The sequence below is a fragment of the Mycolicibacterium sp. XJ870 genome (genome assembly GCF_053483975.1).
Window position 1 is genome coordinate 341,519 of sequence record NZ_JBEFTI010000005.1, and the last position, 17,164, is coordinate 358,682.

Below are 17,164 nucleotides of genomic sequence, written 5' to 3' on the forward strand. Positions count from 1 at the left end.
GCGTTTACCCGCAGTTAGCACTAGTTATCTAGACATGTAGATGCCCAATCGTGAAGATCAAGAGATGGAGAGCCCATGTCTGCACGCAGGATGCTCGCAGGTGCGGTCGCGCTGTTGTCCACGGCGGCGCTCACGGTGGGCTGTAGCAGCCCATCGTCGGACTCGGCGCAACCCGGCACCGTTCGCATGGCGGTGACGGACTTACAGGGTCTGGAAGAACTGCAACGCGAGTTCGGTGCCTTCGAGAGCGAGTTCGAGAAGCAGTCGGGGCTCGACCTCGAGTTCTTCGCCGTGAACGATCGCACTGCCGCCGCTGCGGCGCTGCAGGCTGATCGCGTCGACGTGGTGTTCACCGGCCCCGCCGAATACGTCGTCATCCACGAGCGCACCGGGGCTTCGCCGATCATCGCCATCGAACGCGACGGCTATCACTCGGCCATCTACACCAGAGCCGACAGCGGCATCACCGAACTGGGCCAACTCCGTGGCAAGAAGGTTGCGATGTCGGATGTCGGGTCCACGAGCGGTCACCTCGGGCCGTCCCAGATGCTGGTCGACGCCGGGCTCGATCCGACCTCGGATCTGGAGGTGCTCACCGTCGGCGACGCGGTGCACGAGTCGCTCAAGCGCGGTGACGTCGCGGCCGTCGGTATCGGCTACCACGACTACGAGGAGTTCATGGCCACCGACGACTCCGGGCAGTACCGCATGATCGCCGAAGGACCGGCACTACCACCGGATCTGTTGATGGGCCGCGCCGGCTTGGATGAGCAGACCGTCACGACCATCCGAGACACCTTCAACGAGCACTTCGACGTGCTGCTCCCGGCGATGCTGGAAGGCAAGGACAACGCGAAGTACGAGAACGCCAAACTGGTGTCGGTGACCGACACGGACTACGACGAAGTGCGGTCGATGTACCGCGCGGTCGGGGTCGACGACTTCTCCGAGTTCCTGGGCGACTGACATGGGAGCCAGCACCGCACTGTCCGCCTCGCAGGCCGTCCGGCCTACCACAGCAGCGGGGACCGCGATCGACGTGACGAACCTGCGGGTGCGGTACCGGCGCACAACCGCCGATGCGCTGGCCGGATTGAATCTGCAAGTGGCGCAAGGGCAGACAGTCGCGTTGATCGGTACCAACGGCGCAGGCAAGTCCACGCTGCTGCGGTGCCTGGTGCGACTCATCGAGCCGGCCGAAGGCACCATCGCCATCGGTGGCACCGACGTCACCGCACTGTCGCGCGGGAAACTGCGCGCGGTCCGGCGCGATGTCGGGTTCGTGTTCCAGCGCTTTCACCTGATCCCGCGGCTTTCCGCCTTTCACAACGTCGTGCACGGCGGGATGGGCCGGCGTGGCACGAGGTGTGCCTGGCCGCTGACCAGTCCCAGCGACATCCGGGCCGACGCGATGGAATGCCTGGATCGCGTCGGGCTCAGCGCTTTTGCTGATCGCCGGGTCGAGAATCTCTCCGGCGGGCAACAGCAGCGAGTGGCCATCGCGCGCATGCTCATGCAGCGGCCCAGCATCATCCTCGCTGACGAACCGGTGGCCAGCTTGGACCCGGCATCCGCGCAGGCGGTGATGGAGTTGATGTGTTCGATCGCAGCCGAGCGCAACGTCACCGTGGTGATGGCGTTGCACCAGATCGAACTGGCACTGCGCTACTCCGATCGGGTGGTCGGTCTACGCAATGGGGTGGTGGAATTCGACCGGCCTGCCGCCGATTGCGATGCGGTGCAGCTGAATCCCGTCTTCGCCGAGGTGGTTACGTGACCCCGACAACAACGGGGACACCGCGTGACGTCGAGCAGCCGCCCCGAATCCGCCGGCCCAGCCTGCTGACCCTCGTCATCGTGCTGGTGGTCGGGGGACTGTTGGCACACGGCTGGACGCAGGGTGCCGCCGTGCGCCCGGACTCCCTGGTGACCGGGATGTTCCGGCTCGGTGAATTCGCCAAGGACGCCGTGCCACCGGATGTCCACCGCCTCGGCCCGATCCTCAAATCGCTGCTCGTCACGGTCGAAATGGCCTTGCTGGGAACGATTATCGGGGTGGTGTTGAGCCTGCCGCTGGCGGTACTCGCAGCGCGCAACACCACGCCGCACTGGTCGTTGTATTCGGTGAGTCGTGGGGTCATCACCGTCAGCAGAACCATCCCGGACCTCGTGTGGGGATTGATCTTCGTGATCGCCGTCGGTCTGGGACCGGAAGCAGGGGTGCTGGCGATCGCGGTGGACGTGATGGGTTTCTGCGGGCGTTTCTTCGCCGAGAGCATCGAGGATATTGACGCGGGTCGCATCGAGGGGCTGCGTGCGCTCGGCGCTTCGCGCTTCGGCGTGCTGGCGGGCGGAGTCATCCCGGCCTGCCTGCCGTCCTTCGTCACCACGTCGATGTTCGCACTCGAATCCTCTGCGCGGTCATCAGTGGTGCTCGGCCTGGTCGGGGCCGGCGGCATCGGAATCGAACTGGCGACGTCGATGACGCTGCTGCGGTATGACGAGGCGCTCACGATCATCCTGGCGATCCTGGGTGTTGTCGTTGTCTTCGAACGGGTTTCCGCCACAATCCGTCGGCGCGTTCTCGGAGGAGGGGTGAGGTAGATGAGTCAGGATCTGGCGATGATCAACAGGTACGCCGACCGGCCGATCTATCGGCAGCTCAGCGATTTGCTCGAAGCGCGGCTGGCTGAAGAGGCCCGGCCGGGCGACCGGTTGCCGAGCGAGGCCGAGTTGTCGCGGGAGTTCGACGTCAACCGTCTCACGGTGCGCCGGGCGCTCGAAGAGCTGAGCCATCGGGGTCTGATCGAAACCGTGCACGGCAAGGGGTCTTTCGTCGCAGAACCGAGGGTCCGTTACGACATCTCTGCAGGTCGCGACGCCAGCTTCACCCGCAGCATGCGCGAGCTCGGACACCGCGTGAGCATCAGGCTGCTGTCGGCCGACATGCTCGACACCGCCGAGAACGCAGAATTACAACGAGAACTCGACACCACCGGCGCGGTACTGATGTGCCGGACGTTGCGCCTCGTCGATGACGAACCATGGTCTGTGTCGTTGACTTCCATCCGCACCGGGCGGTTTCCGGACCTGGCGCAGCAGTGGGCGGGCGACACATCGCTGTTCGATTTTCTGCTCGAGCATCACGGCGTGCGAATGCAACGTGCCTATCGAACGTTCGCGGCCGGGCTGGCCGAGCCGGACGAAGCTCAGCAACTGCAGGTGCGGGTGGGTGCACCGCTGCTGGAGATGCGGGGGCTCAACGTGGACCAAAGTGGTGCTCCGGTCGCCATCGTGGCGCACCGGTTCCGCGGGGACCGGGTGCAATTCACCGTGGATCTGCTGTGAGGGCAGAACAGCGATATGAGGCGCTGGCATGTGCCGACGCGGGACAGTTGGAGCTACTCGCGGACGACATCCTTGCCCTCGGCCCGTCCATTGCCGTGACGGCGGGGCCTGAGTCCTTCAGCGCGCCGATCCGTGTCGCTGTGCCTGGATCGGCTGACTCCACAGTGGCTCTCGGCCACGTCGCGCTCACCCGGTGCACCGTGGACCTGGCGGGCACCCGCGGTGACGGGGTTCGGCCGGGCTACGACCTGACCGGGGCGGTCGCCGCGGCCGTCTGCGACGCCGAAGCACACCGTGGCGGGCCGCTGGCCGCCCGGGTGGACCAATTGTGCGTTGCGGCCGAACAGGATAGAGCGACAAGAGCCGCAGAACGGGCGACGCTGGTTGCCTCGACGACGATGGACAAATCATGAGCTGGGATCCGGTACACGACAGCAGGACCGTCTTTCTGGCGTGTATGCGCGCGATGTGTGCTCCCGGAACACCTGTCGAGCTGCCGGCCCGCCCGGCGCTTACTCCCGTCATCGAACTCGACGGAGCCGCAGCGGTTCTGCTTGCCCTGCTGGACCGCGGGCTGGCGCTGGGGGTATCGGGCGGTGCGGTTGCTCACGACGTGGCCGCGCTGGTGGCAGGCAGCAGCGGCGCCGCGCAGTGCGGCGTGGAAGACGCCGACTGGGTGCTGGCGCATGGTCCCGCGGCCGATGCGATCTCGCGGGCGCGGCGTGGCAGCCGCCTGACTCCTGAGAACGGGGCGACGTTGGTGATCGCCGCCGCCGGGGCGGTGGCACCGGTATCGCTTGCCGGTCCCGGTTTGCCCAAGGCGACCACAGCCCACGTCGCGCTCGACACGGTGGCTGTGCATGCGTTGATCGCCGCCAATGCGGCCCCGCCGCGCGGGGTGGACGTGCTGATCGTCGACGGCGAGTGTCTGGTGGCGCTGCCGCGGAGCGCATCTCTGAAGGCGGTGGCGGCCTGATGTACGCGAGCATGCAGGAGAACCCGGCACTGGCAGCAGCCCGTGCCATCGCGACATCGCCGCAGTCCGGGGCGGCGGTCAACCTGGCGGCGCTGGCCGAACAGGTATGCGCCGAAGCTGGTCTGTGGGAACCGGCGGCAGCGCTGCGCGCCTTGAATCAGGCCAGGGGCGACACTGCGCACGCCGTGTCGATGCTGCGCGTGTGGGCCGCCACGCAACCCCATGCCCCCGCGACTGCGGTCGACGCGAAGGACGTCGCGATCGTTCGGCGGGTGTCCTCGGCATACCCCCAGATCCCCGGTGGTCAGTGGCTGGGATTCGCGCCGGATCTGTTGCCCAGGCAACTCAGTTGGGCCGAACCCGCGGCGGCGCCTGCACCCCGCGACAGGGCGAATCACGAGCACGATGCGCCCACCCGCTGTGCCACACCCCGGGTTCGCGACCTGATCGAGGGCGTCACGATGGTGACGCCGCCGGACGACGGGCATGGCCCGGACCCGGCCGCGGCCGTTCTGGTTCCGCCGTTCACCCGCGCTGCGTTGCTGGCGATGCTGGCGCGCGGCGAGACCGGTGCGCTCGTCGCGCTAGCGGCGATCATTCTCGGCCGTCGGCAGGAGGCCGTGCTCGTCGAACTCACCGTCGGCATCGCGGGTATCCGAATGCCCCATCCCCGCACCGGATTTGACTGTCTGGTGGCCGAGGTCCCGATCACCGAGGTCGAAGTCGTTCTGGACGCCGACGTCGACGGCCGTCCCGGACTCGCGATGGGTTGGGGCGCAACTTTGGGAACCGTTGAGCGACGGGCAATCTCGTTGGCCCTACTCGACGCCGCGATGCAGGCCGACGGCCAACTGCGTGAGCAACTGGTTCTCGACGAACAGACCGTGTTGGCAGCGACCGACGGCCCGGCCACAACGGGATTCGTGGAACATCTCAGGCTGCCGCACTATGCAGGATTCACCGCGTACCTCGCGCAGGCCGCGGCAAAGGAGACTCGATGAACCCGCCGCCGACAGTGTCCGGGCTGGCTGCCACGCACGGCCGTGCACAGGCATATGCGTACCTCGATGAAGCCACCAAACGCAATGTGCGCCGCGCGATTCTGAAAGCCCTCGCGATCCCGGGCTGGCAGGTACCGTTCGCATCCCGCGAGATGCCGGTGGCCCGGGGTTGGGGTAGTGGCGGCCTGCAGGTGACCCTGTCGCTGGTGGGCCCGACGGACGTCGTCAAAGTGATCGATCAGGGTGACGACCATTCGGTCAACGCAGTCGCGATGCGCAGTCTCATCACCGGGTCGGCGTCGTGCGACGGCACTACCGACACAGCGACGGCCACCATCATCCAGAGCCGCCACCGGATCCCCGAGGTGCCGCTACGCCCGGAGCAGGTGCTGGTCCTGCAGGTACCACATCCGGAACCACTGCGCCGGGTGGTGGCCGACGAGGTCGCTGCCCAAAACCACCATGCGGACGGTGACTACACCCCGGCCTGGCTGGACCTGTACGACGCGGAGACCCGACTGGGCGGGCCGCGCACCGGCGCCGATCACCCTGTCCTCATTGATGATTCGCGGTTGATGAGTCCGAGCCCGATACCGCGGTACGACGTGCTGCAGCTGGATCGGCGTCCGCATCCGATCCTGCTGGGGGCAGGCCGGCGGGCCCGGCTGACGGCGCTACCGCCGTACACATCTGTGCGTCCGCTGACATTCGACGATCGTCCACTCGAGGCTGAACGCGCCGGCGGACCGTGCCACCGGTGCGGAACTACGACGTCGTTCCGGGTGCCCACCGACGGGGCCACTGCCGCCCTGGTGTGGCAGTGCAGCGACGTCGACGCCTGCCGCGTGCGAGCGAACGGTGCAGGCCGATGACGGCCACTGCGGTCGCCGACTGGGATGGCGAGCGGGTGCTCGTCCCGCCGCCGCCGGTGTTGTCAGTACGCGGGCTTGCCCACCGCTTCGGTCCGGGGTGCACCCGGTGTGTGGCTCTCACCGGTGAAGCAGCCGGAACCAACCGCTGCTCGGCATGTGGGTCGGTGGTGGCCGTCCACGACGCGTCGTTCGACGTCGGACCCAACGAGGTGATCGGCGTCGTCGGGGAGTCCGGTTCCGGCAAAACCACGCTGTTGCGCTGTCTGCAACTGGACCTGATTCCCGACACCGGGTCGATCCTGATCGGCGGTCGGCCGATCGACCGGTCGGCAGTGCTGATGGTCCACCAGAATGCGCTGGCCGCCGGCCTCTATCCGCGCCTGGCTGCGGCATCGAATGTGGCCGAACGCCTGTTGCGCTCCGGGGCAAGGCAATTCGCTGACATCCAGCAGAATGTCGCAGCACTTCTCGGTGAACTCGGGATACGACAGGAGCGTCACACCGATGCGCTGATGACGTTCTCCGGCGGTATGCAACAGCGGGTGCAGCTGGCACGCGCACTGGTGCAGCCACCTCAGTTGTTGTTGCTGGACGAACCAACGACAGGGCTCGATCCTTCGGTACAGGCCGATCTACTCGAGGTGGTCGGCCGGGTCACCGAAAATTTGTCGTCGGCCACGGTCGTGGTGTCGCATGATCTTGCCGCGGTGCGAGTTCTGGCCTCCCGCATCCTGGTTCTGCACCACGGCCGGATCGTCGAGCACGGCATCGCCGAACAGGTCCTGGAGGATCCCCGGCACCCGTACACGCAGCTGCTCGTGTCCTCGAGGTTGATATGAACAGCGGTGTGCCGGGAATCATCGCCCGGGGGCTGGTGAAGCACTTTGACCGTGGCGGGGGCTTACCCGAACCCGTGCATTTGACGGTGCCCGCCGGGACGTTGACATTGGTCACCGGCACACCGGGTGCCGGCAAGTCGACCCTGGTTCGGTGCCTGACGGGGGTCTACCGGCCGGATGCAGGCAACGTGACATTCCGGCTCGGCGCCGACGCGATTGACCTGACCGGTGCCGACCCACGGACCGTCGCATGGCTGCGCGGCCGCCACCTCGCCTCGTTCGACGGCCCGCTGGTGGCCGCTCCGCGGCTGGCCGCCGCGGCGGCGGTCGCCCGGGCCGCGCGATGCGACCCCACGTCGGCACTCGGGGCACTGACCCGCCTGGGGGCCGAGCACCTCGCCGCTATACCTGTCGGACGACTGCGGCCGGCGGGCAGAGACGCTGTTGGGTTGGCCGCCGTGCTGCAGGCTCGCCGGCCCTTCATCGTCCTCGACGAACCCGAGGCCGCTGCCGATGCCGCGAGCGTGGCCACCTGGGTACAGCACGCCCTTCAAGCCGGCGCGGCGGTGTTCGCCACCGGGACAACTGACAGCGCGCTGGCCTCAATCGCCACCGCGGCAGGTGAACTGCGGAAAGGACGGATCCAATGGCGCAAACGGTGATCGAGAACGTGACGGTGATACCGGGCGGAGGCCGGCCCGTGGTCGCGAATGCGGCCGTCGTCCTCGATGACGACGGCCGCGTGTGCGAGATCGCCCAGATGGCCGACACCGGCAGCCCCGGCGATGTCTACCTGGTGCCCGCGGGGGTGGACCTGCACCTGGACAACCTCGTGCAACGCCGCAGGCCGCGAGCGACCGTGTCCCTCGATCATGAGGCGGTGATCAGCGTGCTGGACGCCGAGTGTGCGGCGGCCGGGATCGGCACCGTCTGCGTCGCGGCCCGCTGTGAGGATTCGCCACGCAAAGGCATCGCCATCGCGGATGCGGCGGTACTGGCTGCCGTCGTCGAGGATCTCGCGCCGCACCTGTCTTGTGATTGGCGGGTTCACGCGCGGGTTGAGCTGACCGACGACCGTTCGGTCGACACCCTCGCCGCGGTACTGGCCGCCACCTCGCGGGTGGCCCTGATCTCGATGATCGAAACCTCGGCGCAGCGCAGCCGGTTTGCGACCCTGGCCGAGACAAGGGCGTTCTATGCCCAGGACTGGGGGGTCACGGAGGCCGAGGTCGAGGATGTCTTCACCGTCGACCCGGGACGATTGAGCGCAATTGCCGACCGACGCAAAGAGGTTGCGACACTTACCCTCCAGCGCGGCATCGTGTTGGCGAGTCACGACGATCGCACGCCGGCACATATCGAGGAGGCATTCGAGTTGGGGGCGCGGGTCGCAGAGTTCCCGCTGACCATCGAAGCTGCCGAACGGGCCACAGGTCTCGGCATGCACGTGGTGCTGGGTGCCCCCAATGCGATCCGTGGCAGGTCGACGTCGACTGGGAACTTGCTGGCTTCCGACGCAGTCGCCGCAGGGGTGTGCGACGTGCTGTGCTCGGACTATCTGCCGTCGTCCCTACAGGCCGCACCGCTGGCACTGGCCGACCAGGGCGCCACATCGCTACCCGCCGCCATCGATCTCGTGTCGGTGAACCCGGCAGCGGTGCTGGACCTACCGGATGCCGTCATCGAAGTTGGGCGGCCGCTCTCCGCGTCGCTGCGGCGGATCGACCCCGATTCCGGGCGCACCCAGGTCGGCATGGCGTTGTGGCGCGCCGGCAGGCTGGTCTTCGGACGTCGGTCGCAGGCGTTCCATTTTGCCGCTGCCCACGTCTGACCGTCCGATGGTTGTGGCTCAGCCGTCGTCAACGAGTCGCCGCATGCCATGATGACGACGTCAATCGGGGGATGGGTTGTCGACGTAGGGGAGCAGGCGTTGGTGGATTTCGCGGCAGTGACCAAGCCGGTCGAGCGGTTGCTGGCGACCGCGCAGAACGGTTTGGAGGTGCTGCGCTACGGCGGTCTGGAGACCGGCGCGGTGCCGTCGCCCTTCCAGATCATTCAGAGCGTCCCGATGTACCGGCTGCGCCGGTACTTCCCGCCCGATGCCCGGCCCGGCGTCCAGGATCCGGGCCCGCCCGTGCTGATGGTCCATCCGATGATGATGTCGGCCGATATGTGGGACGTCACCCGCGACGACGGAGCCGTCGGCATCCTGCACGCCGCGGGCATCGACCCGTGGGTGATCGACTTCGGTTCGCCCGACAAGGTCGAAGGAGGGATGCGGCGCAATCTCGCCGACCACGTGGTGGCCCTGAGTGAGGCGATCGACACCGTCAAGGAAGTCAGCGGGCGGGACGTACATTTGGCCGGCTACTCCCAGGGCGGCATGTTCGCCTACCAGACGGCGGCCTACCGGCGCTCCAAAGACCTCGCGAGCATCATCGCCTTCGGCGCACCGGTGGACACCCTGGCCGCGCTGCCGATGAACCTGCCCGCCGGTGTCGCGGCGGGTGCGGCGGATTTCATGGCCGACCATGTGTTCAGCCGCATCGACATCCCCGGCTGGCTCGCCCGGGCAGGTTTCCAGATGCTCGACCCGATCAAGACCGCCCAGTCCAGGATCGAATTCCTGCGGCAGTTGCACGACCGTGAGGCGCTGCTGCCGCGTGAACAGCAGCGGAGATTCCTGGCCTCCGAGGGCTGGATCGCTTGGTCGGGTCCCGCCATCTCCGAACTGCTCAAGCAGTTCATCTCGCACAACCGGATGATGACCGGCGGCTTCTCCATCCACGGTGATCTGGTCACCCTCTCCGACATCGACTGCCCGGTACTGGCGGTCGTCGGCGAAGTGGACGATATCGGCCAACCGGCGGCGGTGCGCGGCATCAAGCGTGCCGCTCCGCAGGCCGATGTTTACGAATATCCCATCAGCGCAGGACATTTCGGTTTGGTGGTCGGTTCCAAGGCATCCAGCCAGACATGGCCGACGGTGGCGCGGTGGGTGAAATGGCTCGACAGCGGTGGCGAGATGCCCGAAGGCGTCGTACCGATGGCCGAACAACCCGCCGACCATCCCGAGGGTGGAGTCTCAATCACCACCCGGGTGACACACGGTGCGACCGCGGCTACCGAGATGGCGTTCGGGGTGGCCCGGTCGGCGGCCGACGCCCTGGTGGCGGCGAACAAGAACGCACGCACCCTGGTCATCGAGACGGCCCGCACGCTGCCCAGGCTGGCTCGCCTCGGGCAGGTCAACGATCACACCCGAATCTCGCTGGGCCGCATCATGTCCGAGCAGGCCCGCAGCGCTCCCAACGGCGAGGCGCTGCTGTTCGACGGTCGCGTACACACCTATGAGGCGGTGGACCGCCGCATCAACAACGTGGTGCGCGGTCTCATCGACGTCGGGGTGCGTCAGGGTGCGCATGTCGGTGTCCTGATGGAGACTCGGCCCAGTGCCTTGGTGGCTATCGCCGCGCTGTCGCGGCTAGGTGCGGTGGCGGTGCTCATCCCGCCCGACGTCGATCTGGCCGAAGCGGTCCGGCTCGGCGGTGTCTCCGAAATCATCGCCGACCCAGGGCATTTGGATGCCGCCCGCACCCTCGATGTGCGCGTGCTGGTGTTGGGTGGCGGCGAGAACCGCAACTTGGCCCTGCCTGAGCACGCCGACGTGATCGACATGGAGCAGATCGACCCCGACGTGGTGGAACTGCCGGGCTGGTACCGGCCCAACCCCGGCCTGGCCCGCGACCTGGCGTTCGTGGCGTTCAGCGCGATCGGCGGTGAGCTGGTTCCCCGGCAGATCACGAACTACCGGTGGGCCCTGTCGGCGTTCGGCACGGCTTCGGCGGCCAACTTGGGCCGAAGCGACACGGTGTACTGCCTCACCCCGCTGCATCACCAGTCGGGCCTGCTGGTCAGCCTCGGCGGCGCCGTCGTCGGCGGTTCGCGGATCGCGCTGTCGCGAGGGCTGCAGCCGGACCGGTTCCTGCAGGAGATCCGTCAATACGGCGTCACCGTGGTGTCCTACACGTGGGCGATGCTGCGCGAGGTCATCGACGATCCGTCATTCTCACTGACCGGAAGCCATCCGGTGCGGCTGTTCATCGGCTCCGGTATGCCCGCCGGTCTGTGGAAGCGCGTCGTGGACGTGTTCGAGCCCGCCCAGGTCGTCGAATTCTTCGCGACCACAGATGGCCAGGCGGTGCTCGCGAACGTTGCCGGTGCCAAGATCGGCAGCAAGGGGCGTCCGCTGCCCGGCGGCGGCCATGTCGAGCTGGCCGCCTACGATCCGGACGACGACCTGATCCTGGAAGACGAGAGCGGCTTCGTGCGCCGGGCCGACGTCAACGAAGTCGGTATGTTGCTGGCCCGTCCGCGCGGCCCGGTGGATCCGACGGCGGTAGTGAAGCGGGGTGTCTTCGCGCCTGCCGACACCTGGGTGTCCACCGAGTTTCTGTTTCGTCGCGACGAGGACGGCGACTACTGGCTGGTCGACAACCGAAGCGCGGTGATCCACACAGAACGCGGACCGGTGTACGCCACCACAGTCAACGACGCGGTCGCGCGACTGGACGCGGTCGACATGTCGGTCACCTATCGCGTGGATGCCGGCGAACGGCAGTTGGCGGTGACGGCGCTGGCGCTGCGCCCGGGCGGCAGCATTCCGACCGCCGATCTGTCCCATGCCTTGGGCGACCTTCCGGTCGGCCATCCGCCGGACGTCGTGCACGTGGTCCCGGACATGGAACTCGGTGCGTCCTACCGCCCTTTGGTCGGCCCGATGCAGGCCGCCGGTATCCCGAAACCCACGCGTCGTAACTCCTGGTACCTCGACACCGATACGGGTACGTACAAGAGGCTGACCGCGGCCGTGCGTACCGAACTCGCCGGGGGACAGGATCAGGATGAACCCGCAACGGACGCGCAGCAGCGATAGTTGACCATCGTGCCGAGTGGCTGGAGCACTGTTAGGCTCCGGCTGGCGGCGGACTGACTGGAGGATCGATGACTGGGGTGCAGAGCAGGAACCGCTATGGCTGGCGTCGTGCCGTCACCGGGGCTGTCGCGGGTGGCGCACTGGCCGTCGGGCTACTCGTCGGCGCGGGTGCAGCGAGTGTTCCGATGGCGTTCGCCGTGCCGACCACCGGGGCCGATGAGCCACCGGCACCCAAGATGTCGACGGAGGAAGCGCTGGCCATCATCGCCGGCGACTACGACACCGGTGCAGGCGGTGGCCAGATCTCCCAGCTGATTCATGAGGTTCTGGTGCTGAGAGCCCAGGGCTACAAGCCGTCCAACGCGAATGGGATGGCGCTCGCTGACGCGCTCGACAAGCGGCCCAATCAGACCCCGCTGGTCGACGCCCTCAAGAGCACGGTCTCCTACCAGCGCAAGTTGGCCGCTCAGGCCGCAGGCGCCGTCACGCCCGGTGGTTTCACCGCGGGCATCAACCAGTTGCCGCCCGGAATGGCGCCCGACCCCACGAATCCTGACAACACCGGGGTTTTCATCGGGCCGAGTGGCGGCGGCATTCAGCAACCGATCGGTTAGTCACGCCTCGTGGTCGACGAAAAGCTCCTGAACATCCTGGTGTGCCCGCAAGACCGCGGGCCGCTGCTGCTGATCGGAAATGAGTACCTGTACAACCCCCGGTTGCGTCGCGCCTACCGCATCGAGGACGGTATTCCGGTGCTGCTGGTCGACGAGGCTGTGGCGATCGACGACGATGCCGAGCACCAGCGGCTACTCGAGCGGGCCGAGGCCCGGTAGCTCACCGGTGAGGTAGCGCTGCAGGTTCGGCGCGATGGTTTCGGCGACCTGATCGACCGGCAACGACTTGAACGGTTCCAGCTCCAGGATGTAGCGCGCCATCACCACGCCGACCAGTTGTGACGCCACGAACTGCACCCGGATTCTGCCGCTGCCCGGCGGATTGTCGACCCGGGAGCCGACCTCGGCGACGATCACCTCCTGCAGGAACGACCGCACGAGCGACACATCGTTGCCGGCAAGAATCGAGCGCAGCGTTGCGATGAAGCCCTTGCCCAACTCGGAATCCCACAGCGGCAACAGAATTGACGGCAGTGTGTGTCCGATGTGTTCGACGGGTGTTTCCCGCAGCGGACCGATCACGGCCATCGGGTCGATGGGGATGTGGATCGCCGCGGCGAACAGCTGGGTCTTCGTGCCGAAGTAGTGGTGCACAAGTGCGGGGTCGACGCCGGCACCCGCGGCGATCGCACGGATCGAGGTTTTGTCGATCCCGTTGCGCGCGAACAGCTCCCGCGCAATGGTCAGGATGCGCTCGCGGGTGTCGGAGGTGCCCGGCGGCCGGCCGGGCCTTTTTCGCTCGCGCCCGGGATCAAAGTCTGTGGTGCTCAACGGCTTCCTATGGGGTTCGTCGTCTCAGCGTCGCCGCGGCCAGGCACAGCGCCAGCGCCGCGAAACCGATCACGATCGCGATGTCACGCACCGCGGTGGCGGTCGGCTCAGAATAGGCGCCGACCTCTTGCAAGGCTTCCAATGCGTAGCTGGCGGGTAGTACGTTGCTGATCCACTGGAGCCACTCCGGCAGCGCGGCGCGCGGGACGATGATGCCGCACAGCAGCAACTGCGGAGCGATCACCACCGGCATGAACTGCACAGCCTGAAACTCGGTGCGGGCGAACGCGCTGCACAGCAGGCCCAGGCCGACGCCCAGTACCGCGTTGATGATCGCGATCAGGAACACCAGGATGGGGCTGCCCTCGGTGTGGAATCCGAGGAACCAGAAAGCCACGACGCAGGCGAGGGTGGCCTGGGCGGCGGCCGCGATCGAGAACGCCGTGCCGTACGCCGCGAGCAGGTCGAACCGGCGCAGCGGGGTGGTGAGGATGCGCTCCAGGGTCCCCGAAACACGTTCACGCTGCATCGTTATCGAGGTGATGAGGAACATCACGATGAGGGGGAACACGCCGAGCATGATCAGGCACGCGCTGTTGAACGGCGTCGGCCCGCCCGGGCGGTGCGGCGCGTTCTGGAACATGAAGTACATCAGCGTGATGATCAGGCTGGGCACCAGCAGGATCATCGCGACGCTGCGGTGGTCGGCGGCGAGCTGACGCAGGATCCGGCCGGTGGTGGCGAGGTAGGCCTGTGGGCTCCACCGGCTGCGCGGTTTCAGGCCGCGGTGCGCTGCCGAATGACGGTCAGAAACGCTTCCTCCAGGGACGTGCATGAGGTGTCCTCTCGTAGCCGGGACGGCGTGGTGTGGGCAAGCACTCGTCCTTCGCGCATCAGCAGCAGGTCGCCGCAGTGGTCGGCTTCGTCCATCACGTGGCTGGAGACCAGCAGTGTGGTCCCGCGCCTGGCCAGCTGCTGAAACTGCTCCCAGAGGTCCACGCGAAGCACCGGGTCGAGTCCGACGGTGGGTTCGTCGAGCACGAGCAGCTCAGGCTCGGCCACCAGCGCACACGCCAGCGAGGCGCGGGTCCGCTGCCCGCCGGACAGGTTTGCGCAGTATGCGGTCCGGTGGTCGTCGAGGCCGACCGACCGAACGGCACTGTCGGCCGCCGCGCTCGACGTTCCGTACAGCGAAGCGAAGTAGCGAACGTTGTCGATGACCCGCAGGTCGTTATAGATCGTCGGGTTCTGGGTGACGTATCCGACGCGGTGCCGCAGCGGCGCCGAACCCGCCGGATGGCCGAGCACGGTCACCGTTCCATCCGCGATGATCTGCGTGCCGACGATGCAGCGCATCAGTGTGGTCTTGCCGCAGCCCGATGGCCCCAGTAGGCCGGTGATCGTGCCGCGGGCGATCTGCACGGTGACGTCCTGCACTGCCGGCCGACCACCCCGGATCACGTCTAGCCCGTCGATGTCTATAGCCGGCCCGGCCGCCGACAATTCACCGAACGATGAAGTCATCATGTGATGAATAGTGCGCGCGCTGTGTACCGGTGTCAATGGACATCGCCGAAGCAGTGCAGAATCGCTCGGGTGGGCGCTGAGTTGCTGGCGGGGAATCCGCTTCTCGCGGCGCGCCGATTGTTGGGGTCCCAGCTCAGTGGACGCGGCGTGACGGCCACGATCGTCGAGGTCGAGGCGTACGGCGGCCCGTCGGACGGACCATGGCCGGACGCCGCGTCTCATTCGTTTCGAGGCCCCGGCGCCAGAAACCTGGTGATGTTCGGGCCGCCCGGTCGGCTGTACACCTACCTCAGCCACGGCATTCATGTGTGCGCCAACGTGGTGTGTGGTTATGACGGCGTCGCAGGCGCGGTGCTGCTTCGGGCCGCGGCCGTGGAATCCGGCGTCGACCTCGCTCAGCAGCGACGGGGTCCGCTCGTGCCGATGGCCGGGTTGGCGCGGGGCCCGGGAAATCTCTGCTCAGCCCTCGGAATCGCGTTGGCCGACAATGGAATCGACCTCTCCGATGCCGCGAGCCCGGTTCGGCTCGCGCTCGGCGCGTCCAGCGAGGCGATCGATGGTCCGCGGGTCGGAGTGAGCAAGGCGGCCGACCGTAGGTGGCGGTTCTGGCTCGCCGATCGGGGTGAGGTATCGGCTTATCGGCGCAGTCCACGCGCACCGGCGCCCGGTGGCAGTGATTGATGCGAGATGATCGAACGCGTGACTTCTAGGGCAACGGACATCCTCGACGAGTTGGACTGGCGTGGGTTGATCGCGCAGTCCACGGACCGGGAGGCGCTGGCGAGTGATCTCGCCAGCGGGCCCTTGACCGTCTATTCGGGTTTCGATCCGACCGCTCCGAGCCTGCATGCGGGTCATCTCGTACCGCTTCTGACTCTGCGGCGGTTCCAGCAGGCCGGCCACCGGCCGATCGTGCTCGCCGGCGGCGCCACCGGGATGATCGGTGATCCACGGGATACCGGCGAACGCACGCTGAACACCGCGGACACGGTCGCCGACTGGGCGACGCGCATCCGCGGTCAGCTCGAACGGTTCGTCGAGTTCGACGATTCACCGACGGGGGCGATCGTCGAGAACAACCTGTCGTGGACGGGCGAGCTCTCCGCGATCGAGTTCCTGCGTGACGTCGGCAAGTACTTTTCCGTCAACGTCATGCTCGACCGCGATACGGTTCGGCGCCGGCTCGAAGGTGACGGCATCTCCTACACGGAGTTCAGCTACATGCTCCTTCAGGCCAACGACTACGTCGAGCTGCATCAACGGCACGGCTGCGCGCTGCAGATCGGCGGTTCCGACCAGTGGGGCAACATCGTCGCAGGGGCCCGGTTGGTGCGGCAGAAGGTCGGCGCCACCGTGCACGCGATGACGACTCCGCTGGTGACCGACTCCGAGGGCAAGAAGTTCGGCAAGTCGACCGGGGGCGGCAATCTATGGCTGGATCCCGAGATGACCAGCCCGTATGCCTGGTACCAGTACTTCGTCAACACCACCGACGCCGATGTCGTGGGCTACCTGTGCTGGTTCACCTTCCTGTCCGCCGACGAGCTGGCCGAACTCGCCGAGGCGACACAGAGCCGGCCGCATGAGCGCGCCGCACAACGGCGGTTGGCCCGCGAACTCACCACTCTGGTGCACGGGGAAAGCGCGACAGAGTCCGTCGAATACGCCAGCCAGGCCCTGTTCGGCAGGGCAGACCTGGCCGATCTCGACGAATCAACCCTGGCCGCGGCCTTGCGCGAGGCCGGAAACGGCCAGGTGGCCGAGCTGAAACCGGGAAGTCCGGACGCCATCACCGATCTGTTGGTCGCGACCGGACTGTCGGCAAGTAAGGGCGCAGCCCGGCGCACGGTCGCCGAAGGCGGCGTTTACGTCAACAATGTGCGCATCGAAAGCGACGAGTGGATACCACAGTCGTCGGACTTTCTGCACGACCGTTGGCTCGTGTTGCGACGTGGCAAGCGCAACATCGCGGGGGTCGATCGAGTCGGCACCCGCGGCTAGGTGTCTGACACCTCTGACCAGGCGAAACGTCCCGGTTACCAGGCGATTTGACTCCAAGTTTTCCCTGCCGTAACTTATTGCAAGTCAGAGCGACACGGTCCAGCCGGAGAGCGAAGACAAAATCCGAGAGAGAAACCCACTAAAGTGGGTCATCCTCACTGTCTGCAGTAACGGTCAGCGGCTTTTAGCCGCGGGATGGTTGCGCGGTCAGCTCGGGCG

At 67.0% G+C, this 17,164-nt stretch carries 19 protein-coding genes; 16 read left to right on the top strand and 3 right to left on the bottom strand.

Features of this window, described 5'->3' with window-relative positions:
• Positions 1–75 precede the first annotated feature (75 nt).
• The 14 genes from ABQF30_RS20705 (at position 76) to ABQF30_RS20770 (ending at position 12,805) form a co-directional block, all read left to right on the top strand.
• A complete protein-coding gene (locus ABQF30_RS20705) occupies positions 76–966 on the top strand; it encodes a phosphate/phosphite/phosphonate ABC transporter substrate-binding protein (RefSeq protein WP_448467204.1) in 891 nt (296 codons plus the stop codon).
• A gap of 1 nt (position 967) precedes the next feature.
• A complete protein-coding gene (locus ABQF30_RS20710; RefSeq protein ID WP_448467206.1) occupies positions 968–1,777 on the top strand; it encodes a phosphonate ABC transporter ATP-binding protein in 810 nt (269 codons plus the stop codon).
• Entirely contained in the window at positions 1,774–2,604 is an 831-nt protein-coding gene (gene phnE / locus ABQF30_RS20715; RefSeq protein WP_448467208.1) for a phosphonate ABC transporter, permease protein PhnE, read from the top strand. The genes ABQF30_RS20710 and phnE overlap by 4 nt, the downstream gene beginning before the upstream one ends.
• Positions 2,605–3,348, top strand: coding sequence for a GntR family transcriptional regulator (locus ABQF30_RS20720; RefSeq protein ID WP_448467210.1), 744 nt, complete (start codon positions 2,605–2,607; stop codon positions 3,346–3,348).
• Positions 3,345–3,761, top strand: coding sequence for a phosphonate C-P lyase system protein PhnG (locus tag ABQF30_RS20725; protein ID WP_448467212.1), 417 nt, complete (start codon positions 3,345–3,347; stop codon positions 3,759–3,761). The genes ABQF30_RS20720 and ABQF30_RS20725 overlap by 4 nt, the downstream gene beginning before the upstream one ends.
• The gene (gene phnH, locus ABQF30_RS20730; protein ID WP_448467214.1) at positions 3,758–4,324 is read left to right on the top strand and encodes a phosphonate C-P lyase system protein PhnH; all 567 of its coding nucleotides are present in this window, start codon (positions 3,758–3,760) and stop codon (positions 4,322–4,324) included. The genes ABQF30_RS20725 and phnH overlap by 4 nt, the downstream gene beginning before the upstream one ends.
• A complete protein-coding gene (locus ABQF30_RS20735; RefSeq protein WP_448467216.1) occupies positions 4,324–5,325 on the top strand; it encodes a carbon-phosphorus lyase complex subunit PhnI in 1,002 nt (333 codons plus the stop codon). The genes phnH and ABQF30_RS20735 overlap by 1 nt, the downstream gene beginning before the upstream one ends.
• Complete coding sequence (locus tag ABQF30_RS20740) at positions 5,322–6,197, top strand: alpha-D-ribose 1-methylphosphonate 5-phosphate C-P-lyase PhnJ (RefSeq protein ID WP_448467218.1); 876 nt, start codon at positions 5,322–5,324, stop codon at positions 6,195–6,197. The genes ABQF30_RS20735 and ABQF30_RS20740 overlap by 4 nt, the downstream gene beginning before the upstream one ends.
• Positions 6,194–7,036, top strand: a complete 843-nt coding sequence (locus ABQF30_RS20745) for an ATP-binding cassette domain-containing protein (protein WP_448467220.1) — start codon at positions 6,194–6,196, stop codon at positions 7,034–7,036. The genes ABQF30_RS20740 and ABQF30_RS20745 overlap by 4 nt, the downstream gene beginning before the upstream one ends.
• A complete protein-coding gene (locus ABQF30_RS20750; RefSeq protein ID WP_448467222.1) occupies positions 7,033–7,698 on the top strand; it encodes an ATP-binding cassette domain-containing protein in 666 nt (221 codons plus the stop codon). Before ABQF30_RS20745 ends, ABQF30_RS20750 begins: the two co-directional genes overlap by 4 nt.
• On the top strand, positions 7,683–8,867 hold the full coding sequence (locus ABQF30_RS20755; protein WP_448467224.1) for an alpha-D-ribose 1-methylphosphonate 5-triphosphate diphosphatase: 1,185 nt from the start codon (positions 7,683–7,685) through the stop codon (positions 8,865–8,867). The genes ABQF30_RS20750 and ABQF30_RS20755 overlap by 16 nt, the downstream gene beginning before the upstream one ends.
• Before the next feature lie 51 nt (positions 8,868–8,918).
• Positions 8,919–11,972, top strand: a complete 3,054-nt coding sequence (locus ABQF30_RS20760) for an acyl-CoA synthetase (protein ID WP_448467226.1) — start codon at positions 8,919–8,921, stop codon at positions 11,970–11,972.
• A gap of 68 nt (positions 11,973–12,040) precedes the next feature.
• The gene (locus ABQF30_RS20765) at positions 12,041–12,586 is read left to right on the top strand and encodes a hypothetical protein (RefSeq protein WP_448467228.1); all 546 of its coding nucleotides are present in this window, start codon (positions 12,041–12,043) and stop codon (positions 12,584–12,586) included.
• A 9-nt stretch (positions 12,587–12,595) separates the two neighbouring features.
• On the top strand, positions 12,596–12,805 hold the full coding sequence (locus ABQF30_RS20770) for a Trm112 family protein (protein ID WP_448467230.1): 210 nt from the start codon (positions 12,596–12,598) through the stop codon (positions 12,803–12,805).
• On the opposite strand, the gene ABQF30_RS20775 is transcribed toward ABQF30_RS20770, so the two are convergent.
• The 3 genes from ABQF30_RS20775 to ABQF30_RS20785 are packed head-to-tail and all read right to left on the bottom strand — an operon-like array spanning position 12,779 to position 14,944.
• A complete protein-coding gene (locus ABQF30_RS20775) occupies positions 12,779–13,417 on the bottom strand; it encodes a TetR/AcrR family transcriptional regulator (protein WP_448467231.1) in 639 nt (212 codons plus the stop codon). The two genes, ABQF30_RS20770 and ABQF30_RS20775, sit on opposite strands and share 27 nt — an antisense overlap.
• Positions 13,418–13,424: 7 nt before the next feature.
• Positions 13,425–14,252 carry an ABC transporter permease gene (locus ABQF30_RS20780; RefSeq protein WP_448467233.1) on the bottom strand — a complete coding sequence of 276 codons (828 nt, stop codon included), beginning with the start codon at positions 14,250–14,252 and terminating at the stop codon, positions 13,425–13,427.
• On the bottom strand, positions 14,195–14,944 hold the full coding sequence (locus tag ABQF30_RS20785; protein ID WP_448467235.1) for an ABC transporter ATP-binding protein: 750 nt from the start codon (positions 14,942–14,944) through the stop codon (positions 14,195–14,197). The genes ABQF30_RS20780 and ABQF30_RS20785 overlap by 58 nt, the downstream gene beginning before the upstream one ends.
• A 69-nt stretch (positions 14,945–15,013) precedes the next feature.
• Here ABQF30_RS20785 and ABQF30_RS20790 point away from each other — a divergent pair, with 69 nt between their 5' ends.
• Both ABQF30_RS20790 and tyrS read left to right on the top strand, forming a co-directional pair.
• The gene (locus tag ABQF30_RS20790; protein ID WP_448467237.1) at positions 15,014–15,625 is read left to right on the top strand and encodes a DNA-3-methyladenine glycosylase; all 612 of its coding nucleotides are present in this window, start codon (positions 15,014–15,016) and stop codon (positions 15,623–15,625) included.
• 6 nt (positions 15,626–15,631) lie between these two features.
• Positions 15,632–16,945 (top strand): tyrosine--tRNA ligase, encoded by a 1,314-nt coding sequence (gene tyrS, locus ABQF30_RS20795; RefSeq protein WP_448467239.1) that lies wholly within the window; start codon positions 15,632–15,634, stop codon positions 16,943–16,945.
• Positions 16,946–17,164: the final 219 nt, after the last annotated feature.